General features: G+C 72.1%; 20 protein-coding genes. 11 read left to right on the forward strand and 9 right to left on the reverse strand.

Annotated features, from left to right (window positions below; all coding sequences use genetic code 11):
- Window positions 1–36 precede the first annotated feature (36 nt).
- Both ACIQGQ_RS01375 and mca read right to left on the reverse strand, forming a co-directional pair.
- Window positions 37–273 carry a hypothetical protein gene (locus ACIQGQ_RS01375; RefSeq protein ID WP_352273433.1) on the reverse strand — a complete coding sequence of 79 codons (237 nt, stop codon included), beginning with the start codon at window positions 271–273 and terminating at the stop codon, window positions 37–39.
- Between the two features lies 1 nt (window position 274).
- Window positions 275–1156 (reverse strand): mycothiol conjugate amidase Mca, encoded by an 882-nt coding sequence (gene mca, locus ACIQGQ_RS01380; protein ID WP_402389222.1) that lies wholly within the window; start codon window positions 1154–1156, stop codon window positions 275–277.
- Window positions 1157–1268: 112 nt separating this feature from the next.
- Between mca and ACIQGQ_RS01385 the strand changes: the two genes are divergently transcribed.
- Window positions 1269–1685 (forward strand): DUF4307 domain-containing protein, encoded by a 417-nt coding sequence (locus ACIQGQ_RS01385; RefSeq protein ID WP_402389224.1) that lies wholly within the window; start codon window positions 1269–1271, stop codon window positions 1683–1685.
- Window positions 1686–1879: 194 nt separating this feature from the next.
- Window positions 1880–2377 (forward strand): transcription elongation factor GreA, encoded by a 498-nt coding sequence (gene greA / locus ACIQGQ_RS01390; protein WP_352273436.1) that lies wholly within the window; start codon window positions 1880–1882, stop codon window positions 2375–2377.
- A 96-nt stretch (window positions 2378–2473) separates the two neighbouring features.
- Here greA and ilvA read toward each other — a convergent pair whose 3' ends face one another.
- A complete protein-coding gene (gene ilvA, locus ACIQGQ_RS01395) occupies window positions 2474–3703 on the reverse strand; it encodes a threonine ammonia-lyase (protein WP_402389227.1) in 1230 nt (409 codons plus the stop codon).
- A 166-nt stretch (window positions 3704–3869) separates the two neighbouring features.
- On the opposite strand from ilvA, the gene ACIQGQ_RS01400 reads away from it, so the two are divergent.
- The 3 genes from ACIQGQ_RS01400 (at window position 3870) to ACIQGQ_RS01410 (ending at window position 5216) form a co-directional block, all read left to right on the forward strand.
- Window positions 3870–4367, forward strand: coding sequence for a MarR family winged helix-turn-helix transcriptional regulator (locus tag ACIQGQ_RS01400; RefSeq protein ID WP_402389230.1), 498 nt, complete (start codon window positions 3870–3872; stop codon window positions 4365–4367).
- Between the two features lie 109 nt (window positions 4368–4476).
- Window positions 4477–4971, forward strand: a complete 495-nt coding sequence (locus ACIQGQ_RS01405) for a sigma factor-like helix-turn-helix DNA-binding protein (RefSeq protein ID WP_402389233.1) — start codon at window positions 4477–4479, stop codon at window positions 4969–4971.
- Window positions 4968–5216 (forward strand): hypothetical protein, encoded by a 249-nt coding sequence (locus ACIQGQ_RS01410; RefSeq protein WP_402389235.1) that lies wholly within the window; start codon window positions 4968–4970, stop codon window positions 5214–5216. The genes ACIQGQ_RS01405 and ACIQGQ_RS01410 overlap by 4 nt, the downstream gene beginning before the upstream one ends.
- A 195-nt stretch (window positions 5217–5411) precedes the next feature.
- Here the strand turns inward: ACIQGQ_RS01410 and ACIQGQ_RS01415 are convergent, their stop codons facing one another.
- Window positions 5412–6557 (reverse strand): cystathionine gamma-synthase, encoded by a 1146-nt coding sequence (locus ACIQGQ_RS01415; protein ID WP_352273441.1) that lies wholly within the window; start codon window positions 6555–6557, stop codon window positions 5412–5414.
- Window positions 6558–6625: 68 nt separating this feature from the next.
- Here ACIQGQ_RS01415 and ACIQGQ_RS01420 point away from each other — a divergent pair, with 68 nt between their 5' ends.
- Together ACIQGQ_RS01420 and msrA are read left to right on the forward strand one after the other, a co-directional pair.
- Entirely contained in the window at window positions 6626–7729 is a 1104-nt protein-coding gene (locus ACIQGQ_RS01420) for a hypothetical protein (RefSeq protein ID WP_402389239.1), read from the forward strand.
- A 94-nt stretch (window positions 7730–7823) separates the two neighbouring features.
- On the forward strand, window positions 7824–8489 hold the full coding sequence (gene msrA, locus ACIQGQ_RS01425; RefSeq protein ID WP_402389242.1) for a peptide-methionine (S)-S-oxide reductase MsrA: 666 nt from the start codon (window positions 7824–7826) through the stop codon (window positions 8487–8489).
- A gap of 271 nt (window positions 8490–8760) precedes the next feature.
- Here msrA and ACIQGQ_RS01430 read toward each other — a convergent pair whose 3' ends face one another.
- Window positions 8761–9336 carry a GNAT family N-acetyltransferase gene (locus ACIQGQ_RS01430; RefSeq protein ID WP_402389245.1) on the reverse strand — a complete coding sequence of 192 codons (576 nt, stop codon included), beginning with the start codon at window positions 9334–9336 and terminating at the stop codon, window positions 8761–8763.
- A 155-nt stretch (window positions 9337–9491) separates the two neighbouring features.
- Between ACIQGQ_RS01430 and ACIQGQ_RS01435 the strand changes: the two genes are divergently transcribed.
- Window positions 9492–9899 carry a hypothetical protein gene (locus ACIQGQ_RS01435; RefSeq protein WP_402389247.1) on the forward strand — a complete coding sequence of 136 codons (408 nt, stop codon included), beginning with the start codon at window positions 9492–9494 and terminating at the stop codon, window positions 9897–9899.
- Window positions 9900–9991: 92 nt separating this feature from the next.
- Here ACIQGQ_RS01435 and ACIQGQ_RS01440 read toward each other — a convergent pair whose 3' ends face one another.
- Complete coding sequence (locus tag ACIQGQ_RS01440) at window positions 9992–10540, reverse strand: hypothetical protein (protein ID WP_402389250.1); 549 nt, start codon at window positions 10538–10540, stop codon at window positions 9992–9994.
- 259 nt (window positions 10541–10799) lie between these two features.
- A complete protein-coding gene (locus tag ACIQGQ_RS01445; RefSeq protein WP_402389253.1) occupies window positions 10800–11555 on the reverse strand; it encodes a MarR family transcriptional regulator in 756 nt (251 codons plus the stop codon).
- Window positions 11556–12467: 912 nt separating this feature from the next.
- Between ACIQGQ_RS01445 and ACIQGQ_RS01450 the strand changes: the two genes are divergently transcribed.
- Together ACIQGQ_RS01450 and ACIQGQ_RS01455 are read left to right on the forward strand one after the other, a co-directional pair.
- A complete protein-coding gene (locus tag ACIQGQ_RS01450; protein ID WP_402389255.1) occupies window positions 12468–12905 on the forward strand; it encodes a peptidase inhibitor family I36 protein in 438 nt (145 codons plus the stop codon).
- A gap of 109 nt (window positions 12906–13014) precedes the next feature.
- Entirely contained in the window at window positions 13015–13410 is a 396-nt protein-coding gene (locus ACIQGQ_RS01455) for a YrdB family protein (protein ID WP_402389258.1), read from the forward strand.
- A gap of 96 nt (window positions 13411–13506) precedes the next feature.
- On the opposite strand, the gene gdhA is transcribed toward ACIQGQ_RS01455, so the two are convergent.
- Window positions 13507–14886: an NADP-specific glutamate dehydrogenase gene (gene gdhA / locus ACIQGQ_RS01460; RefSeq protein ID WP_402389261.1), complete on the reverse strand. Its 1380-nt coding sequence runs from the start codon at window positions 14884–14886 to the stop codon at window positions 13507–13509.
- Window positions 14887–15095: 209 nt separating this feature from the next.
- On the reverse strand, window positions 15096–15275 hold the full coding sequence (locus ACIQGQ_RS01465) for a hypothetical protein (RefSeq protein WP_402389263.1): 180 nt from the start codon (window positions 15273–15275) through the stop codon (window positions 15096–15098).
- A 214-nt stretch (window positions 15276–15489) separates the two neighbouring features.
- Here ACIQGQ_RS01465 and ACIQGQ_RS01470 point away from each other — a divergent pair, with 214 nt between their 5' ends.
- Window positions 15490–17169: a hypothetical protein gene (locus ACIQGQ_RS01470; RefSeq protein ID WP_402390276.1), complete on the forward strand. Its 1680-nt coding sequence runs from the start codon at window positions 15490–15492 to the stop codon at window positions 17167–17169.
- The last annotated feature ends 57 nt before the right edge of the window (window positions 17170–17226 follow it).

Consider the following 17226-nt stretch of genomic DNA (forward strand, 5'->3'; position numbering starts at 1 on the left):
CGGTACCGGAAGGGTCCCGGGGCCGCCCGCCGGGTGCTACTTCCCCTTGGCCGGGCCCGCCCCCGCGGCGGCCTCGGCCGGCACCGCGTCCGGGTCCGGGGCCTCCTCGAAGTCGACCCTGCCCATGTGCCGGTTCATGGACTTCATCAGCAGCCACACGCCCACGGCGAGCGCCGCGAAGACGATGAAGCCGAGAACACCGGGGGTCACCTTGTTCTTGTCGAGCTCGGCGGCAAGCGGAACGAGATCGGTCAGTGCCTGGGTCGCGTACATATCAGGCATTGTCGCGGATGCCCGCGAAGAGGTCGCTCTCGGGGAGGGAGGTATCGACGAGGGACTTCGCCAGCTCGTACTCCTCGGTCGGCCAGACCTCCTTCTGGATGTCCATCGGCACCCGGAACCAGCCGCCGTCCGGGTCGATCTGCGTGGCGTGCGCGATCAGCGCCTTGTCGCGGATCTCGAAGAAGTCCGCGCACGGGACGTGCGTGGTCAGCGTGCGCTCGTCGCGCTCGAACTCCTTCCAGCGCTTCAGCCAGTCCCCGTACGGCGACTCCAGGCCGCGGGCCAGCAGCGCCTCGTGCAGCGCGACCGTGCGCGGCCGGTTGAAGCCCTGGTTGTAGTAGAGCTTCCGCGGCTGCCAGACGGGGCCGAACTCCGCCTCGGGGAACCGCTCGGCGTCCGCCGCACCGTCGAACGCGATCATCGTGATCTTGTGGGTCATGATGTGGTCGGGGTGCGGGTACCCCCCGTTCTCGTCGTACGTCGTGATGACCTGCGGACGGAACGTACGGATGCTGCGGACGAGGCGGGCCGCGGCCACCTGCTCGTCCTCCAGTGCGAAGCAGCCCTCGGGAAGCGGCGGCAACGGGTCACCCTCGGGCAGGCCGGAGTCGACGAAGCCGAGCCACTCCTGCTCGACGCCCAGGATCCCCCGGGCCTCGTCCATCTCCTTGCGGCGCACCTCGTGGATGTTCTCCTCGATGTACGGGTCGCCCTGGAGCTTCGGGTTGAGGATGGAGCCGCGTTCGCCTCCCGTGCAGGTCACCACCAGCACGTCCACCCCCTCGGACACATACTTCGCCATGGTGGCCGCGCCCTTGCTCGACTCGTCGTCGGGGTGGGCGTGGACGGCCATCAGTCGCAGCTGCTCGGTCAAGACTCGATCCTCAGTGATTCGGCATGTGGGCAGGCTTCTATAGTGACCGAACCGGGGGGTGGAAAATTCCTCGATCCCCGGGACGGGGATCCCCGGTACAGGAGGAGCGATCATGACCGCGGTACGCGAGACGACGGTGGAGAACCGCTACGGCCGTTCCGCGGACCAGCAGGCGGACCGCAAGCTCAGGATCGTCGGCTCGGTGCTGGGCGTCGTCCTCCTCGGCGTGGTCGGCTGGATCGGCTACGACTACGTCGCCGGCCAGGGCATCAGCGCCGAGGTGATCAAGCGCAAGGTCGTCTCGGACCAGCAGGTGGACGTCCACCTCGAAGTCCGCAAGGACAAGGACGCCAAGGGCTACTGCACGCTGCGCGCCCAGCACCGGGACGGCAGCGACGTGGCCCGCAAGGACTTCCGGTTCGACGAGCGCACCGACCGGATCGACGAGGTCCTCACCCTGCGGACGACGGCCAGGGCGACCAGCGTGGAACTGCTGGGCTGCACGGCCGACGGCGGGGCGGCACAGTGACCGGAGCACCGACGCGCACGCACCGTGACTGAACGGTCGTTTCCGTCCTGACCTGCACGGACACGGTCCGGACGCTTTACCTTCTCCCCCTTTTCCTGGGGAATTGTTAGGCTCGTGGTTTCGCCCACCCGTCGTGGCACATGCTTACGGGTAGGGCGATGCTTTGTATTCCCAGTACCGACGAGGAGCACCCTGTGACCCAGACCAGCGAAAACGTCACCTGGCTCACGCAGGAGGCGTACAACCAGCTCAAGGCCGAGCTGGAGTACCTGTCTGGTCCCGCGCGCACGGAGATCGCCGTAAAGATCGCGGCGGCCCGTGAGGAGGGCGACCTGCGCGAGAACGGCGGGTACCACGCGGCCAAGGAGGAGCAGGGCAAGATGGAGCTCCGGGTGCGCCAGCTCACCCAGCTCCTGGAGCACGCGAAGGTCGGCGAGGCGCCGGCCGACGACGGCGTGGTCGAGCCCGGCATGGTCGTGACGATCGCCTTCGACGGCGACCCGGACGACACGCTGACCTTCCTGCTGGCCTCCCGCGAGTACGCGAGCTCGGACATCGAGACGTACTCCCCGCAGTCGCCGCTCGGCACCGGCGTCAACGGCAAGCGGATGGGCGACGACGCCGAGTACGAGCTGCCGAACGGCCGGATGGCCATGGTGAAGATCCTCTCGGCGAAGCCCTACACCGGCTGATCCGGCCCCGCGCCGATCCCCGGAGCCCCCGGCCCGTACGCGTGTACGCCGGCCGGGGGCTCCCGCGTGTCCGCCCACGGGGCGGGGCCCGGCCGGTCAGTCCATCACCAGGTATCCCGCCTCGCGCAGCGCGCCGGAGACCTCCGCGCAGTGCTCGGGGCCCTTCGTCTCCAGTTGGAGCTCGACCTCGACCTCGGTGAGCCCGAGGCGGGGGTCGGTCCGTACGTGGCCGATGTCGAGCACGTTGGCGTCGACCGCCGAGAGCACGGACAGCAGCGTGGCCAGGGCGCCGGGGCGGTCGGTGAGCCGCAGCCGCAGGCTCAGGTAGCGCCCGGCCGCCACCATGCCGTGGGTGAGGACGCGCTGCATCAGCAGCGGGTCGACGTTGCCGCCGGAGAGCACCGCGACCACCGGCCCGTGGAACGCCCCCGGATCGCCCAGCAGGGCCGCGACCGGGCTCGCCCCGGCCGGCTCCACCACCAGCTTGGCCCGCTCCAGGCAGAGCAGCAGCGCGCTGGACAGCTCGTCCTCGGAAACCGTGCGCACCTCGTCGACCAGGTCCCTGACCAGCTCGAACGGTACGTCGCCGGGGCGGCCCACCTTGATCCCGTCGGCCATCGTGTGCGGCTCGTCGATCGAGACCGGGCGCCCGACGGCCAGCGAGGGCGGGTAGCAGGCCGCGCCCTCCGCCTGGACCCCGACGATCCGTACGTCGGGCCGGACCGCCTTGACCGCCACCGCGATGCCCGCCGCCAGACCGCCGCCGCCGATCCCCACGACGATGGTCCGCACCTCGGGGCACTGTTCGAGGATCTCCAGGCCGACCGTGCCCTGTCCGGCGATGATGTCCGGGTGGTCGAAGGGGTGGATGAAGACCGCGCCGGTCCGTTGCGCGTACTCCTGCGCGGCGGCCAGCGTCTCGTCGACGACATGCCCCTGGAGCCGGACCCGGGCCCCGTACTGGCGGGTGGCGGCCACCTTCGGCAGCGGCGCCCCGACCGGCATGAAGACGGTGGACTCGACGCCGAGCAGCGAGGAGGCGAGGGCGACGCCCTGCGCGTGGTTCCCGGCGCTCGCGGCGACGACCCCGGCCGCCCGCTCCACCGGGGACAGGCCCGCGATTCGCACGTAAGCGCCGCGCAGCTTGAACGAGCCGGTCCGCTGGAGGTTCTCGCACTTGAGGTGGACGGGCGCGCCGACCAGTTCGCCGAGGTGGCGGCTGTTCTCCAGGGGCGTCGTCCGGGCCACCCCGGAGAGCATCTTCTGCGCCCCCCGGACGTCGTCGAGGATCACCGGAGGGAAGTGGCCGGTCACGCGCAGGTTCATACCTCAAGTCTCGCAGCCCCGACGGCGCATTCCGGCCGCCCGGTCCCGCGTGCGGCCGCGCCCTGAACCGTTGTCCACGGGTTTGTGCAGCACTGGTACGCGTTGCCCGGTGGCCGCGTACTCTGTCCCCCACCCACCCGACACCGTACGGAGAGAGTTCCCGGCCATGCCCACTCAGGACGCCCCCGAACCCTCGGGTTCCGATCGCGTACTCGACGCCCTGCAGCACCAGGTCGCGGTCTTCGCCCGCCGTGCCGAACAGACCCGTCTCGGCGGTGTCGGACAGGTACGCAACTCCATGGACCGGGCCGCGTATCTGCTGCTCAACCGGCTGGACCGGGAGGGCCCGATGGGCGTGAAGGCGCTCGCCGCGGGCATGGGGATCGATTCCTCGACCGTGACCCGGCAGGTCGCGCCGCTCGTCGACACCGGTCTGGTCAAGCGGACCTCGCATCCGGAGGACGGCCGGGCCGTGGTGCTCCAGCTGTCGCCGCGCGGCCTGGCCCGGCTGGACGAGGTCCGCGACTCCCGGCGCGAGCTGATGACGCAGGTGACGGGCGACTGGACGGACGAGGAGCGCGACACGTTCTGCGCGCTCCTCACCCGGTTCAACGTCGCGCTGGCCACCCGGCAGGCCGCGCACCAGGCCCAGTCGGCCAACTGACACCGACGGGCCTCCGGCCGGCCCGATGGGCGGACGGAGGCACCGCGACCGTTTCCGGCTGTTGCACACCTCTTGACCCGGGCCCTCGCGGCGGGCTCGTATGTGGACTGTGCGAGAGCGCCAGACGGGCCGGGAGCGGCGCCGCGCCCAGGAGTTCGAGACCTTCGTCGGGGGCGCGGCCGGCCGCCTGCTGCACACCGCCACACTCCTGACCGCCGAACCGATGCGGCCCCCGGGCGCCAATCCCCGGGCCCAGCGGCTGCTGACGGCCGCCCTGGCGCGGACGTACGCGCGCTGGGAGCGGCTGCGCGGCGAGGATCCGTACGACCGCACCCGGCGCGAGCTGGCCGTCCGGTTCTCCCGCGAGATGTGGCGCCACCAGCGGCCGCGCGGCGGGGTGCTGGAGATGCTGACGCCGCTGGAGCGCCTGGTGCTGGTGCTGCGCCTGTACGAGGGGGTCGCGGAGGAGCAGGCCGCGGCGCTGCTCGGGGTGCCGGTGGAGCGGGTGCGGGCGCTCTGCCACCGTTCGGTGGCCACGATGCGCGGCACCCGGCCGCCCACGGCGCGGCGGGGTCTGCCCGGCCTGCCGGGGGCGGCGCGGTGAGCCGGACCGCCGACCGTGAGGAGCAGGTCCGGCGGATGCTGGACGGCCCGCATCCGCAGGTGCCCGCGGAGCTGTCCCGGCGCGCGGCGGAGCGGGGCGGCCGGCTGCTGCGGCGCCGGCTGTTCGTCCGCCGGCTGATGACGCTGGTGGTGTGCGTGGCGGTGGTCGCGTTCGCGGTCTGGGCGGCGCGGACGCATCCGTGGGAGGTGCCCCCGGCCGAGACGACCCCGCTGGACGGCTGGTGAGCGCTCCCGGGCGGGCCCCTGGGGCGTGTTTCGAAAGTGGCGTCGTCTGCCCGGAGGGCAGGCCCGGGGGTGTCCGGTGCGTGCGATCGCAAGGCGGAGGGTCGCCCCGATACTGGATGTATCGGGGCGATCCCGACAACGCGGCGAGCGTGCGTGCCGGACGCCCCCGGGCAGACGGGACTTTCGAAACACGCCCTAGCCGAGCGCCTGCGTCAGGTCGGCGAGCAGGTCGTCGGCGTTCTCGATGCCGACGGAGACGCGGACGAGGTCGGCCGGCACCTCCAGCGGGGAGCCCGCCGCCGAGGCGTGCGTCATCCGGCCCGGGTGCTCGACCAGCGACTCGACCCCGCCCAGCGACTCACCGAGGGTGAACAGCTTGGCCCGGTTGCAGACCTCGACGGCCGCCTCCTCGCCGCCCTGGACCCGGAACGAGACCATGCCGCCGAACGCCTTCATCTGCTTGGCGGCGATCTCGTGGCCCGGGTGCTCGGGCAGGCCCGGGTAGAGGACCTGGGTCACCTTGGGGTGCCGGGTCAGCAGGTCGGCGACCTTGGTGGCGTTCTCGCTGTGCCGGTCCATGCGGACGGCGAGGGTCTTGATGCCGCGCAGCACCAGCCAGGCGTCGAAGGGCCCGGCAACCGCGCCCATCGCGTTCTGGTGGTACGCCAGCTCCTCCGCCAGGTCGGCGTCGTCGGTGATCAGCGCGCCGCCGACGACGTCCGAGTGGCCGCCCATGTACTTGGTGGTGGAGTGCACCACCACGTCGGCGCCCAGCGCCAGGGGCTGCTGGAGGTAGGGGCTGGCGAAGGTGTTGTCGACGACGAGCCTGGCCCCGGCGGCGCGGGCCACCTGGGCGACCGCGGCGATGTCGGTGATGCCGAGCAGCGGGTTGGACGGGGTCTCCACCCAGATCGCCTTGGTGCGCGGGGTGACGGCCGCCCGGACCGCCGCCACGTCCGAGGTGTCGGCGACGGAGAACTCCACGCCCCACCGCGAGACGACCTTGGCGAACAGCCGGAACGTGCCGCCGTACGCGTCGTTCGGGATGACCACGTGGTCGCCCGGGGTCAGCAGCGTGCGGAGCAGGCAGTCCTCGGCGGCGAGCCCGGAGGCGAAGGCGAGCCCGCGGCGGCCGCCCTCCAGGGCCGCGAGGTTCTCCTCCAGGGCGGTACGGGTCGGGTTGGCGCTGCGGCTGTACTCGTAGCCGCCGCGCAGGCCGCCCACGCCGTCCTGCTTGTACGTCGACACCTGGTAGATCGGCGGAACGACGGCCCCGGTCAGGGGATCGGCGGTGTTGCCCGCGTGGATGGCGAGGGTTTCGAAGCTGTGCTGATCACTCATGGGGCCCGAGCGTAGTTCGTCGTGAGGGTGCTCACAGGGCTACTCGGCCGTCCGGTGACAATGGGTGCATGGAGATTCTCTGGTTCCTGATCGCCCTGTGCATGCTCGCCGCGGTCGTCGGCCCCTTCGCGCTGCGCCGCCGGGGCGGAATCCGCCAGGTCGCGCCCGGTTCGCCGGACGCCGCGGACCCGGAGGACTACGGCTTCGTCCGGCAGGAAGAGCTGGACGTCCGGCTGCCCGGCCCGGACCAGGATCTTCTCGACGTGCTCGATGTCGTGCAGCGCACCCAGGACTGGCGGGCGGCCTCGCAGCTGCTGGCCGGTACGCCGAAGGAGGGCGAGGTGCGGTGGCAGCGGGTGCAGGCGTTCGCCGGTGCGGCCTCGCTGGAGCTGGCGCAGCGGCCCGGGGTGGGCGGTGCCTGGCTGCGGACGTGGCGGGCCGAGGCACCGAAGGACGCGGGCGGCGCGGCGGTGCACGCGGAGTTCCTGGTGCAGCAGGCGTGGCGCTCGTCGACGGCGGGTACGGACGACTTCCGGATCATCCTGGAGGAGGCCCGTACGGTCTGCGGCGAGGCGGCTCTGCTGGCGCCCGGCGACCCGATCCCGTACATCGTGGAGCTCGCGGTGGGGCGCGGACTGGGCTACTCCGGCGAGGAGTTCGACCGGCTCTGGGCGAAGGTGATCGACCGTGCCCCGGCGCACATGGGCGCGCACATCGCGGCGCTGCACTACTGGTGCGAGAAGTGGCACGGCTCGCGCGAGGACGCCGACCGGTTCGCCACTGCGGCGGCCGCCCGCGCCCCGCAGGGCTCGCTGCTGGCGGCGCTGCCGCTCTTCGCGGTGTACGAGCATCTGCCCGAGGTCAATCTGGTGCAGGGCTTCTACCGGGGCGTGGTGGTGACCAAGGCGGTCGAGGGTGCGCTGTTCGCGGTGCACGCGGCCCGTCCGGACGATCCGATGCTCGCGCACGTACGCCATCTGCTGGTCCTGTTCCTGGTACGGATGGAGCGCTGGGCGGAGGCGATGAACCAGTTCGTCCGCATCGACGGTCACGTGGGCGCGCTGCCGTGGACGCAGGACGCGGACCCGGCCGCCGAGTACGCGGTCTACCGGGCGCTGGCGGTGGCCGGCTACGAGGCGAACGGCGGCAGCGCGGCGACGCTGCCCCGGTAGGCGGTGCCGGGGTCGGCCGGGCGGGCCCGGCCGGAATCCTCCGCGCCCCCGGCACGTTGTAGAGACCGCAGACCCGTCCCAGGAGGAGCCCCGCATGTTCCCGCACCGCCGCAACCCTCAGCTCCCCACCCGCGAGGAGGCCCTGAGGGGCCGCCCGGTCCCCGAGTTCACCGTCCCGTCCCGCCACACGGTCCTCGGCAACCCGCTGCTGGGCCCGTACCCCGAGGGCCTGGAGGTCGCGGACTTCGCGCTGGGCTGTTTCTGGGGCGCCGAGCGCAAGTTCTGGCAGACGGAGGGCGTCTGGACGACCCTCGCCGGCTACCAGGGCGGCTACACCGAGAACCCCGCGTACGAGGAGGTCTGCTCGGGCCTGACCGGCCACACGGAGGCGGTCCGCGTGGTCTTCGACCCGGAGGTGGTGTCGTACGCGGAGCTGCTGAAGCTGTTCTGGGAGTCCCACGACCCGACCCAGGGCTTCCGCCAGGGCAACGACGTGGGCACCCAGTACCGCTCTGCGATCCACACCCACTCCCCCGAGCAGCAGACCGCCGCGCTCGCCTCCCGCGACGCGTACCAGAAGGTCCTGACCGCCGCCGGCCACGCGACGATCACCACGGAGATCCTCCCCGCCGAGGACTGCCCCTTCTGGCCCGCCGAGCCGTACCACCAGCAGTACCTCGACAAGAACCCGGGCGGCTACTGCGGCATCGGCGGCACGGGCCTCTCCTGCCCGATCGGGGTGGCCCCCGCGGAGGGCTGATGCGGATGGCTGCTGGGGCTGGTCCGAGTCAGAGGCAACTGAATGAGAACAGCCTCATCGCTCGATAAAGCCCCAGGTCAATAAGTGTGGTCCCCGCGTGTGCGGGGGTGGTCCGGGCCAGTACACCCTCCTCTTCATGCACTCGCCGTGGTCCCCGCGATCGCGGGGGTTCGGCAGGCTGCCTGTGGCTGGGTCTCGCAGAGTTCGACCGCACCGTTCTTGAGGTCGCGAATCGGTAGCGGAGTATGGACGGGTCTCCGTGTGGTGGTGGTCAGCCTTGCCGGCGGAAGTCCAGCATGGAGAAGACCTTGTCGTAGCGGTGGTCGCCGACGGCGACGAAGTCGGGCAGGCGGCCGTACTCGGTGAAGCCCAGCGACCGGTAGAGGTCCAGGGCGCGGGTGTTGTCGCCACGGGCGTCCAGGGTGAGGACCTCGATACCTGATTCCCGGGCATCGGCGATCAAGGCAGCGGTCAGCGCCCGACCGATGCCGCGGCCGTGGGCGGCGGCGGCCACCGCGATCTTCTCCAGATCGGCGTGCGGCCGATGGGTCGGTCGGCTGTAGCGGAGCCAGTACCCCAGCCCGACGAGTCGGCGGTCGAGGTAGGCGACACGCAGCGACGCGTCCCCGGCCCGCGCCGCGGAGACGACGTGGCCGAGAAGTTCTGCCACCTCGTCCAGCGAGGGTGGCTCGACCCAGCCCAGTGCGGCACCTCCGCCGACCAGGTCCGCCAGAATCTGGTGGGCCGACTCCGCGAACCGGGCTTCCAGTTCCGGGTCGGAAGTCAGCTCCATCGCGTCGAAGATGACGGGTTCGGTGGTGGCACCGCTTGTATCTGCCGGATTCATGACCGGCAGCCTAAGGGTTTGGCCACCGTCCACCGGGCGAGGGCCGCATCCTTCGTCCGGGGGGTTTGGCGCCGCGGCGCTTCCGGGCGGCTGCCCGCAGCACCAACACTGTCGCTGTTCGTAGCCGTTCGACAGCAAAGGGCTGTGAAAAAGAAATGCGCACCACACTTCGGGGTACCAGCCGTGTCCTCGCGCTCGCTCTCGGCGCCGTGGCATCCCTGACCGTCCTGTCCGGCACCGCCTCGGCTGCCGACATCGACGCACCGTACGCCCGTGCCGCCGCGAAGGTCTCCGCCGACGCCGGTCTTCTGGGGACCAAGAACGTCCAGTCGGTGGCCCGGGGCACGGGCGTCGGCACCTACTGCGTCAAGGTCGAGTCCCGTGCCGTGAGCGACCTCTCCAACGCTGCGATCCTCGCCACCCTCAACAACTTCCGGGGCGAGATCACCGCCATCGGTGCGCCGCACGCCTACTGCGGCAACGCTGCCAACACCATCACCGTCGTCACCAGCGACAGCGCCGGCAAGGCGGCTGACCGGCCGTTCACCGTGGCCGTCCTGTAGACCGTGAGCGTGGCCGCCGCACGCGGCCGCGCTGCCCCTCCTGGTGCCCGTCTGCCCCACCCGGCCGGCGGGCACTTCTCATGGGCGCGGCATCAGTGTCGTGCCCGGTACCAGGCCACTCGTTCGGCGGTCATGGACGAGGCGATGGCATGAACGTCACCGAGGCGGGCGTCGCCGCGGCGGCGGCCGGTTCGGCCGTGGGCCCGGAACACCAGGACGGATACCCCGGACCCCGGTTGCCAGTGCAGGCTGTAGGACGGGGCGTTGGGGTTCGGAACGTCCTCCAGGTGTACGCCGCGTCTCCCCAGGAGCCGTTCCAGTCTGTCGTACCGGAGGTGGCGGTCGAAGCGGCCGTACTGTTCACGGATCGCCCGGTTGACCGTGGAGCCGCCCAGGGTCGCGAGCCGGTGTGTCTGCAGGGTGAAGTGGAGCCCCGCCCACGGGTGGTCGGGCGACTCCCTGCACCAGAAGAACTCGGCCATTCCGTAGTCCCGCCACATGCTGTGCTCGCCAACGGAGTTCTCGGCGGAGTCGGGGCCCAGGATCGCGGTGACCTGCTCGGGGCTGTCCGTCGGCCCGGCGCCGAGAACGGTTCCGGTGGTGACCACGTCCACGTAGAACGCGAGGGAGTGCGGAGTCAACTCATCTGCTCCTCTGGCTGTTTGATGGACGCCGGATGGGTACGGGCGGATGCTCATCCTGAGCCGTCTCCCGGGCCGGTGGCGAACCGGGCACCGGCCGTCGCGCCGACCGCCGAGCGACAGTTGACCGTGGATGGCAGCACCGCAAAAGCCCGACCGGCTCAGGACCCCAGTCCACACCGTGCTTGGCGCGGGCGGGCCTCGATCGCGCCGTTCCCGCCCCGGGCCTGGAGATTGGAGGGCAACTGTCACATTTTTCTCAGGGGGTGGGGTCGGGCTCGCGGCAGGGGCGGCAGAGTCCGTCGCGGAAGGCCTCGGGCCTTCCCGGTACGCCGCACTCGGTGCACTCCGGCATCACACGACGCACCGGGGCCTCCGCCGGTGCGGGCGGGGCAGGGGTCGCGGGCAGGCTCGGGGGGAGTTTGTCCCGGAGACGGCGGCGCACCAGGCCGAAGGGGGAGCCGACCGTGTCGGGAAGCCCGGCGGTCAGGACCCGGGTCAGATAATCGGCGTCCACACCCCGCGCGAACCACCCGGCCGCCAGCCCCTCCAACGCCGCACAGTCCGCCGCCGAGAGAGCCAGCCGGGAGTCCGTACGACCGAGCCGCGCCAGCGCCGCGAACGCGGGCGAGGGAGCGTCACCCCGCGGCTGCGGCTGCGGCTGCGGCTGAACCGGTACCTCCGGCTCCGCGACGCGCTGCCGCGGGACCTGCGCGGCGGGCACGGGAACGGAAGCAGAAGCAGGGGCAGGGGCAGGGGCAGGGGCAGGGGCAGGGGCAGGGGGATCGGACTGGGTAGCACGGCGGTTCTGGTCGGCGAGGAAGGTGGTCCACCACTCGTTGTCGTGGGCGACCCGCGACCAGAACGTACGCGTGACCCAGCGGACCTGCCCGTTCTCGATGCTCACGCAACGCCCCCGGCGCAGGTGACCGGCCACACTCAGGGCCCGTAACGCGCTGCCCACCGCCATCTGCCCGTACAACGGCAGCGACTTCGCAAGGGACTTGATGTCCATCGCCGCACCCTCCGCCAACGCCTCCACATAGCCCGCGACATGCCGCTCACGGACCGGCAGCGACGCGAAATCAGCTTCCTGCGGCGGGCGTTCCGTCGGAACGGAACGCTTCCCGTAACCAGGATTCGCCCTCGGCGGGAGAACGCGCGGAGCTGCGGACGCACAACGGTCGGGGATAAACTCGGCTACAGCCAAGGGATCGTCTTTCTGTTTTGGTTTGGGAGATCTTGCGGTCAGACCCCGGCCGGTGCTCTAACACCGCGTCGGGGTCGATTCGTTCGCACCGTAAGCGGGCGCGACTCTGCGCCGCAACTCGATCACGATTAGTCATACTTGCTGGCCGTGACGGGTACGGGAGGGCGGGGAGGTTTCCCCAACCCACCCAGGAAACCAACCGCTTGGAACACACCGCTCGAATCCCGAAGCCCGAATCCCGGCCCCCGGATCCCGAAGCTCAAGCCCCGGGCCCGCACCCGTCTCCGCGCCCACGAAAGAGTGAACCGCCCCCTCCCGAAGCTCGGAACTCGGAACTCGACACCCGGGACCCGGAACCCGAGCCCCGGGCAGCCGGGACGTCCCGCACCGCGCGAGCGCCCCCGATACGACCGGTCGAGTGCAGCGGGTGGCCCGGCCGATGCCCGGCGGAGGCGGCAAGGAGGCACCGAACCCCGGCATTCGTGCTGGTCAGAGCCGCTTCGGGCAGACATTTCAAAGGTCCGGGGCGACTGACACGCCCAATATGACGACATACAGTAACTATTGATATACGGAACGTAACTTCTGTTGCGGGTGGAGACGCCCACCGCGAAATTCGCGGATTCCGCCGCCCCGGCCGGTGCTCGACGCCGGGGTCGGCCCGTTCCTCTGCGCGCCCGGCATGTCCGGGCGGCCAGTCCCTTGGAGAGACGAGAGATGACGATCCGTTTCCCGCGCCCCGGAAGACTCGCCCGCGCCGCCGCCTCGGCCATCGCCGCCGTGGCCGTCGCCCTGCTGCCCGGCTCGGCGAGCGCCAACGCCGCCGCCACCTATCTGCCGCCCGGCGTGGTCAAGCTGCAGGACAGCGAGCCCTGCCCGCCCGCCACGCTCTGCCTCTACCGCGACTACAACAACCGGGGCCCGGCCTACGGCATCGGGGCGGGCCACCCCGTCGACCTGCGCGAGCTGCCCATGAGTGGCGGCGTCCACGGGTCCAGTGCGGCCAATGAGATCTCGTCGTGGGTGAACCACACCAACCACCTCGCCCTGCTCATCGACACGGACAGCGACACCATCCGCCCGCTCTTCCCCCACCAGTCACTCCAGGAGCCGCCGCAGACGAACGACACGGTCGACATCGTCGGCTGGGCGTAGCCGCCGCCAGAAGCGTCTCCTGGGCCGTGGCCGTCTCCCCTCAGCGGGTGGCGGCCACGGCCGCGACGTATGCGGCGCGCCGCACGTCCCCGTCGGCAAGGATGGGGCCATGACAAGCGAAGAGCGCGGCGTTCCGGCCGCACTGGCGGGGCGGCCCTGGTACACGGCCAATGAGGTCCTGGCGTTCCTCGTCGAGCTGGCGGCGCTGGGCGCGCTGGCCTGGTGGGGAGTGGCCGCCGGGGAGGGGGTGGCGGCCCGGGTGCTGCTGGGGGTCGGGGCTCCGGTCGTCGCCGCCGTCGTGTGGGGGCTGTTCGCCGCGCCCAGGGCCCGGTTCCGGCCGCCGTTGGCGGGGGTGCTGCTGGTCAAGGCGGTGGTGCTCGGCAGCGGGGCGTACGCGGTGCACGCCGTGGGGCACCCGGTGGCGGCGGTGTGCTTCGCCGTGGTGGTCGTCGTCAACACCGGTCTGGCGGAGGGCTTCCGGCGGCGGACCGGATACCTCGCCTGACCCGCGCGCCGCCCCGTACCCGCGACGGGGACGCCCCGGGCCCGGCCGCACGAGGTCGGCGGCCGGGCCCGGGGCGTCGGAAGGTGGCGGGTTCGGTCAGATCAGGCCCTGGGCCAGCATCGCGTCCGCGACCAGCTCGAATCCGGCGATGTTCGCGCCGACCACGTAGTTGCCGGGGCTGCCGTAGCGCTCCGCCGTGGTGTAGCAGGAGTCGTGGATGTGGCGCATGATCTGCGCGAGGCGCTCCTCCGTGTGGGCGAAGCTCCACGAGTCGCGGGAGGCGTTCTGCTGCATCTCCAGGGCGCTGGTGGCCACCCCGCCCGCGTTGGCGGCCTTGCCCGGGGCGAAGGCCACGCCCGCCTCCTGGAGGACGCGCACCGCCTCCGGGGTGGTCGGCATGTTGGCGCCCTCGGCGACCGCCTTCACCCCGTTGCGCACCAGGGCGACGGCGTCGGCCTCGTGCAGCTCGTTCTGGGTGGCGCAGGGCAGCGCCACGTCGACGGGGACGTTCCAGACGCCGGTTCCCTCGACGTACGTGGCCTGGCTGCCCCGGCGCTCCGCGTACTCGGAGATCCGGCCGCGCCCGGCCTCCTTGATCTCCTTGAGGAGGGCCAGGTCGACACCCTTCTCGTCCACGACGTAGCCGTTGGAGTCGGAGCAGGTGACCACGGTCGCGCCGAGCTGCTGGGCCTTCTCGATCGCGTAGATCGCGACGTTGCCCGAGCCCGAGACGGCGATCCGCTGGCCTTCGAGGGACTCGCCCCGGCTGCGGAGCATCTCGGCGGTGAACAGGACACAGCCGTAGCCGGTCGCCTCGGTCCGCGCCTGGGCGCCGCCCCAGCCGAGGCCCTTGCCGGTGAGGACGCCGGACTCGTAGCGGTTGGTGATCCGCTTGTACTGGCCGAACAGGTAGCCGATCTCCCGGCCGCCGACGCCGATGTCACCGGCGGGCACGTCGGTGTACTCGCCGAGGTGGCGGTGGAGCTCGGTCATGAACGACTGGCAGAAGCGCATGATCTCGGCGTCCGAACGGCCCTTGGGGTCGAAGTCCGCACCGCCCTTGCCGCCGCCGATGGGCATGCCGGTGAGCGCGTTCTTGAAGATCTGCTCGAAGCCGAGGAACTTCACGATGCCGAGGTTGACCGAGGGGTGGAAGCGCAGTCCGCCCTTGTACGGGCCGAGCGAGCTGCTGAACTCGACCCGGAAGCCGCGGTTCACGTGGATGTCGCCGGAGTCGTCCGACCACGGCACCCGGAAGATCAGCTGGCGCTCCGGCTCGCAGACGCGCTCGATGATCCGGGCGTCCACGAACTCCGGACGCTGTGCGAGGACCGGGCCGAGTGTCTCCAGGACCTCGCGGACCGCCTGGTGGAACTCCCGCTCGCCCTGGTTGCGGCGGAGGACCTCTCCGTACAGCTTCTCGATGAGGCGGCTCTCGTTGGCGTGCGGGGTCGCGGAATCAGGGGTGGCCTGCATCTGGGTCAATACCTTCCGTCGATGGGCATGGCGCGCGATGACACCCCCGTCCCGGGAGGTGTCGGCGGTCCCCCTCCCCATTGAGGGCGTCGCTCGGCATCGCACGCTCTGCGGCTCACGGAAGCGACGTACTGAACCGTTGTGGCGGAGCGATTCTCCCAGCTACCCCCCGAGTCCGTGCAAGGGCATCTCCCCTGGTGGACCGGTTCCTAACCGTGGTACTCCCCCCGGCCCCCGCCGCGCAGCATCCACAGGCCCGTGCCGGAGGCGAGGACGATCACGCCGGAGACCACGCTCAGCGCGATGTGCAGGCCGGTGTCCTCCATCAGATTGAGCGAGACGTTCCCGGCGACAGCGCCGAGAAGGACGATCCAGAGCAGGGCCTTCATGGGGTTCCTCCGTGTCGTGGTGTGGTCCTCATCGTGCTCCGTTCGGTGGGTACGCAGGAATGGAGCGGCCACCCGAGGCCGTGGTGGAGCTGGCTGTACCCCTGCCGCGTCCTAGGTTTTCCGGGTGGTGATCACCGAGGGCACCGGCACGCGCGCCGCGGCGGCCGGGGCGGCCGGAGCCGACGGGCGGTGGTGGGCGGCGGACCGGTGGCGGGTGCCGGGGATCGCGGTGCTGGTCGCCCTGCCCCTCCAGCTGCTGTGGGCGCTGGTGCTGGCGACCGGGGGCGGCGATCTGGCGGCGCAGCTCGCCTGGGCCGGATTCGCGTCGCGGCATCCGGGGTCCGCGTACAACCTCTCCTGGTACGGAGGGGCGCACCCCGCCAACTACAGCCTGCTGACCCCGCACCTGATGGCGGTCCTCGGGGTGCGGACGGTGACCGTGGCGGCGGGGGTCGGTGCGGCGTGGGCGCTGGGGCGGCTCTGTGTGCGGGGCGGGGTGCGGTGGCCGGTCGCGGTGTCGGTGCTGGGCTCGCTGACGCTCTGGTGCAACACGGCGTCCGGGCGGACCACCTTCGCGGTGGGGGTCGCGCTCGGACTGGTCGCGCTGCTGTACGTACGGCGCCGGGCCGGCCTCGCGGCGGGGTGGGCGGCGGCGGCGACGGCGGCGAGCCCGGTGGCGGGGCTGTTCCTGGTGGTGGGTGCGGCGTACGGGCTGGGCGGGCGGTGGCGGCGGGCGGCCGCGCTGGTGGTGCCGCCGTTCGTGCTGGTGGCGGTCACGACGGTGCTGTTCCCGTTCACCGGTGAGCAGCCGATGCCGGCGGGCAGGCTGTGGGTGCCGCTGGCGGCCTGTGCGGTGCTGGGGTGCGCGGGGCCGCGCGGGAGGGGGCTCGGGGTGGTCCGGCGTGCGGCGGCGGTGTACGCGGCCGGGGTCGTCCTGACCTTCCTCGTGGCCTCGCCCGTCGGGACGAACGTGGAGCGGCTGGTGGGGGTGGCCGGTCCGCCCGTGCTGCTCGCGGCGCTGGCTTCGGTACCGGTGCCGGTGCCACGCTCGCGAAGGGCAGGGGCAGGGGCGCGGGCGCGGGCTGCGGTGCTCGCCGGTGCGCTGGTGTTCGTCTCGGGGTGGCTGGCCGACCGGACCGGCGACGACCTGCGGGTGTCCACGGCGGTGCCCGCCTGGGCGGAGCACACCGACGGCGTGGTCGCGGCGCTGCACCGGCTGGGTGCCGGACGGACCCGGGTGGAGGTGGTGCCGGCCCGCGACCACCGCGAGGCCGTACTGCTGGCGCCGTACGTGAACCTGGCGCGCGGCTGGAACCGGCAGCTGGACGTGGAGCGCGGACGGCTCTTCTACGGAGACGGGCCGACCCCGGCCGCGTACCGGGCCTGGCTGGAGCGGTGGGCGGTGGGCCTGGTCGTGCTGCACGACGGCAGGCCGGACGGCCCGGCCGAGGCGGAGGCGGCGCTCGTCCGGCGCGGCGCCGGCCGGCTGGAGCAGGTGTGGCGGGGCACGGGGTGGCGGATCTACCGGGTGCGCGGGGCGGTGCCGCTGGTCTCCGCGCCGGGCACGGTGGTGCGCGGGGACGACGCCTCGCTGGTCGTACGGATGCCCGCCGCCGGTTCGGTGACGGTACGGATCGCCCCTTCGCCGTGGCTGCGGGCGGGCGGGGGCGGGTGCCTGCGCGCGGAGGGCGGGTGGACGCGGCTGACGGTGCGGCGGGGCGGGGAGTACCGGCTGGACGCGCCGTACCGGCTCCGGCCGTACGGGAGTTGCCGCCTTCCCGGGCGCGGTCCCCGGCCCACGGCACCGGAACCCTCGCCCCGGTCCGGCCGTGATCCAGTCCGGTACGCCCCGGCCCGGTCCGGCCCCGTACGACCCGGCCCGGTCCGGCCATGATCCGCCGGACGCGCCGCCTCGCTAAGGGCTGTCCCGTAATCCCTGGTGGATCAGCGT

Origin of the sequence: Streptomyces sp. NPDC092952, assembly GCF_044754785.1 — a bacterium.
GTDB lineage: Bacteria > Actinomycetota > Actinomycetes > Streptomycetales > Streptomycetaceae > Streptomyces.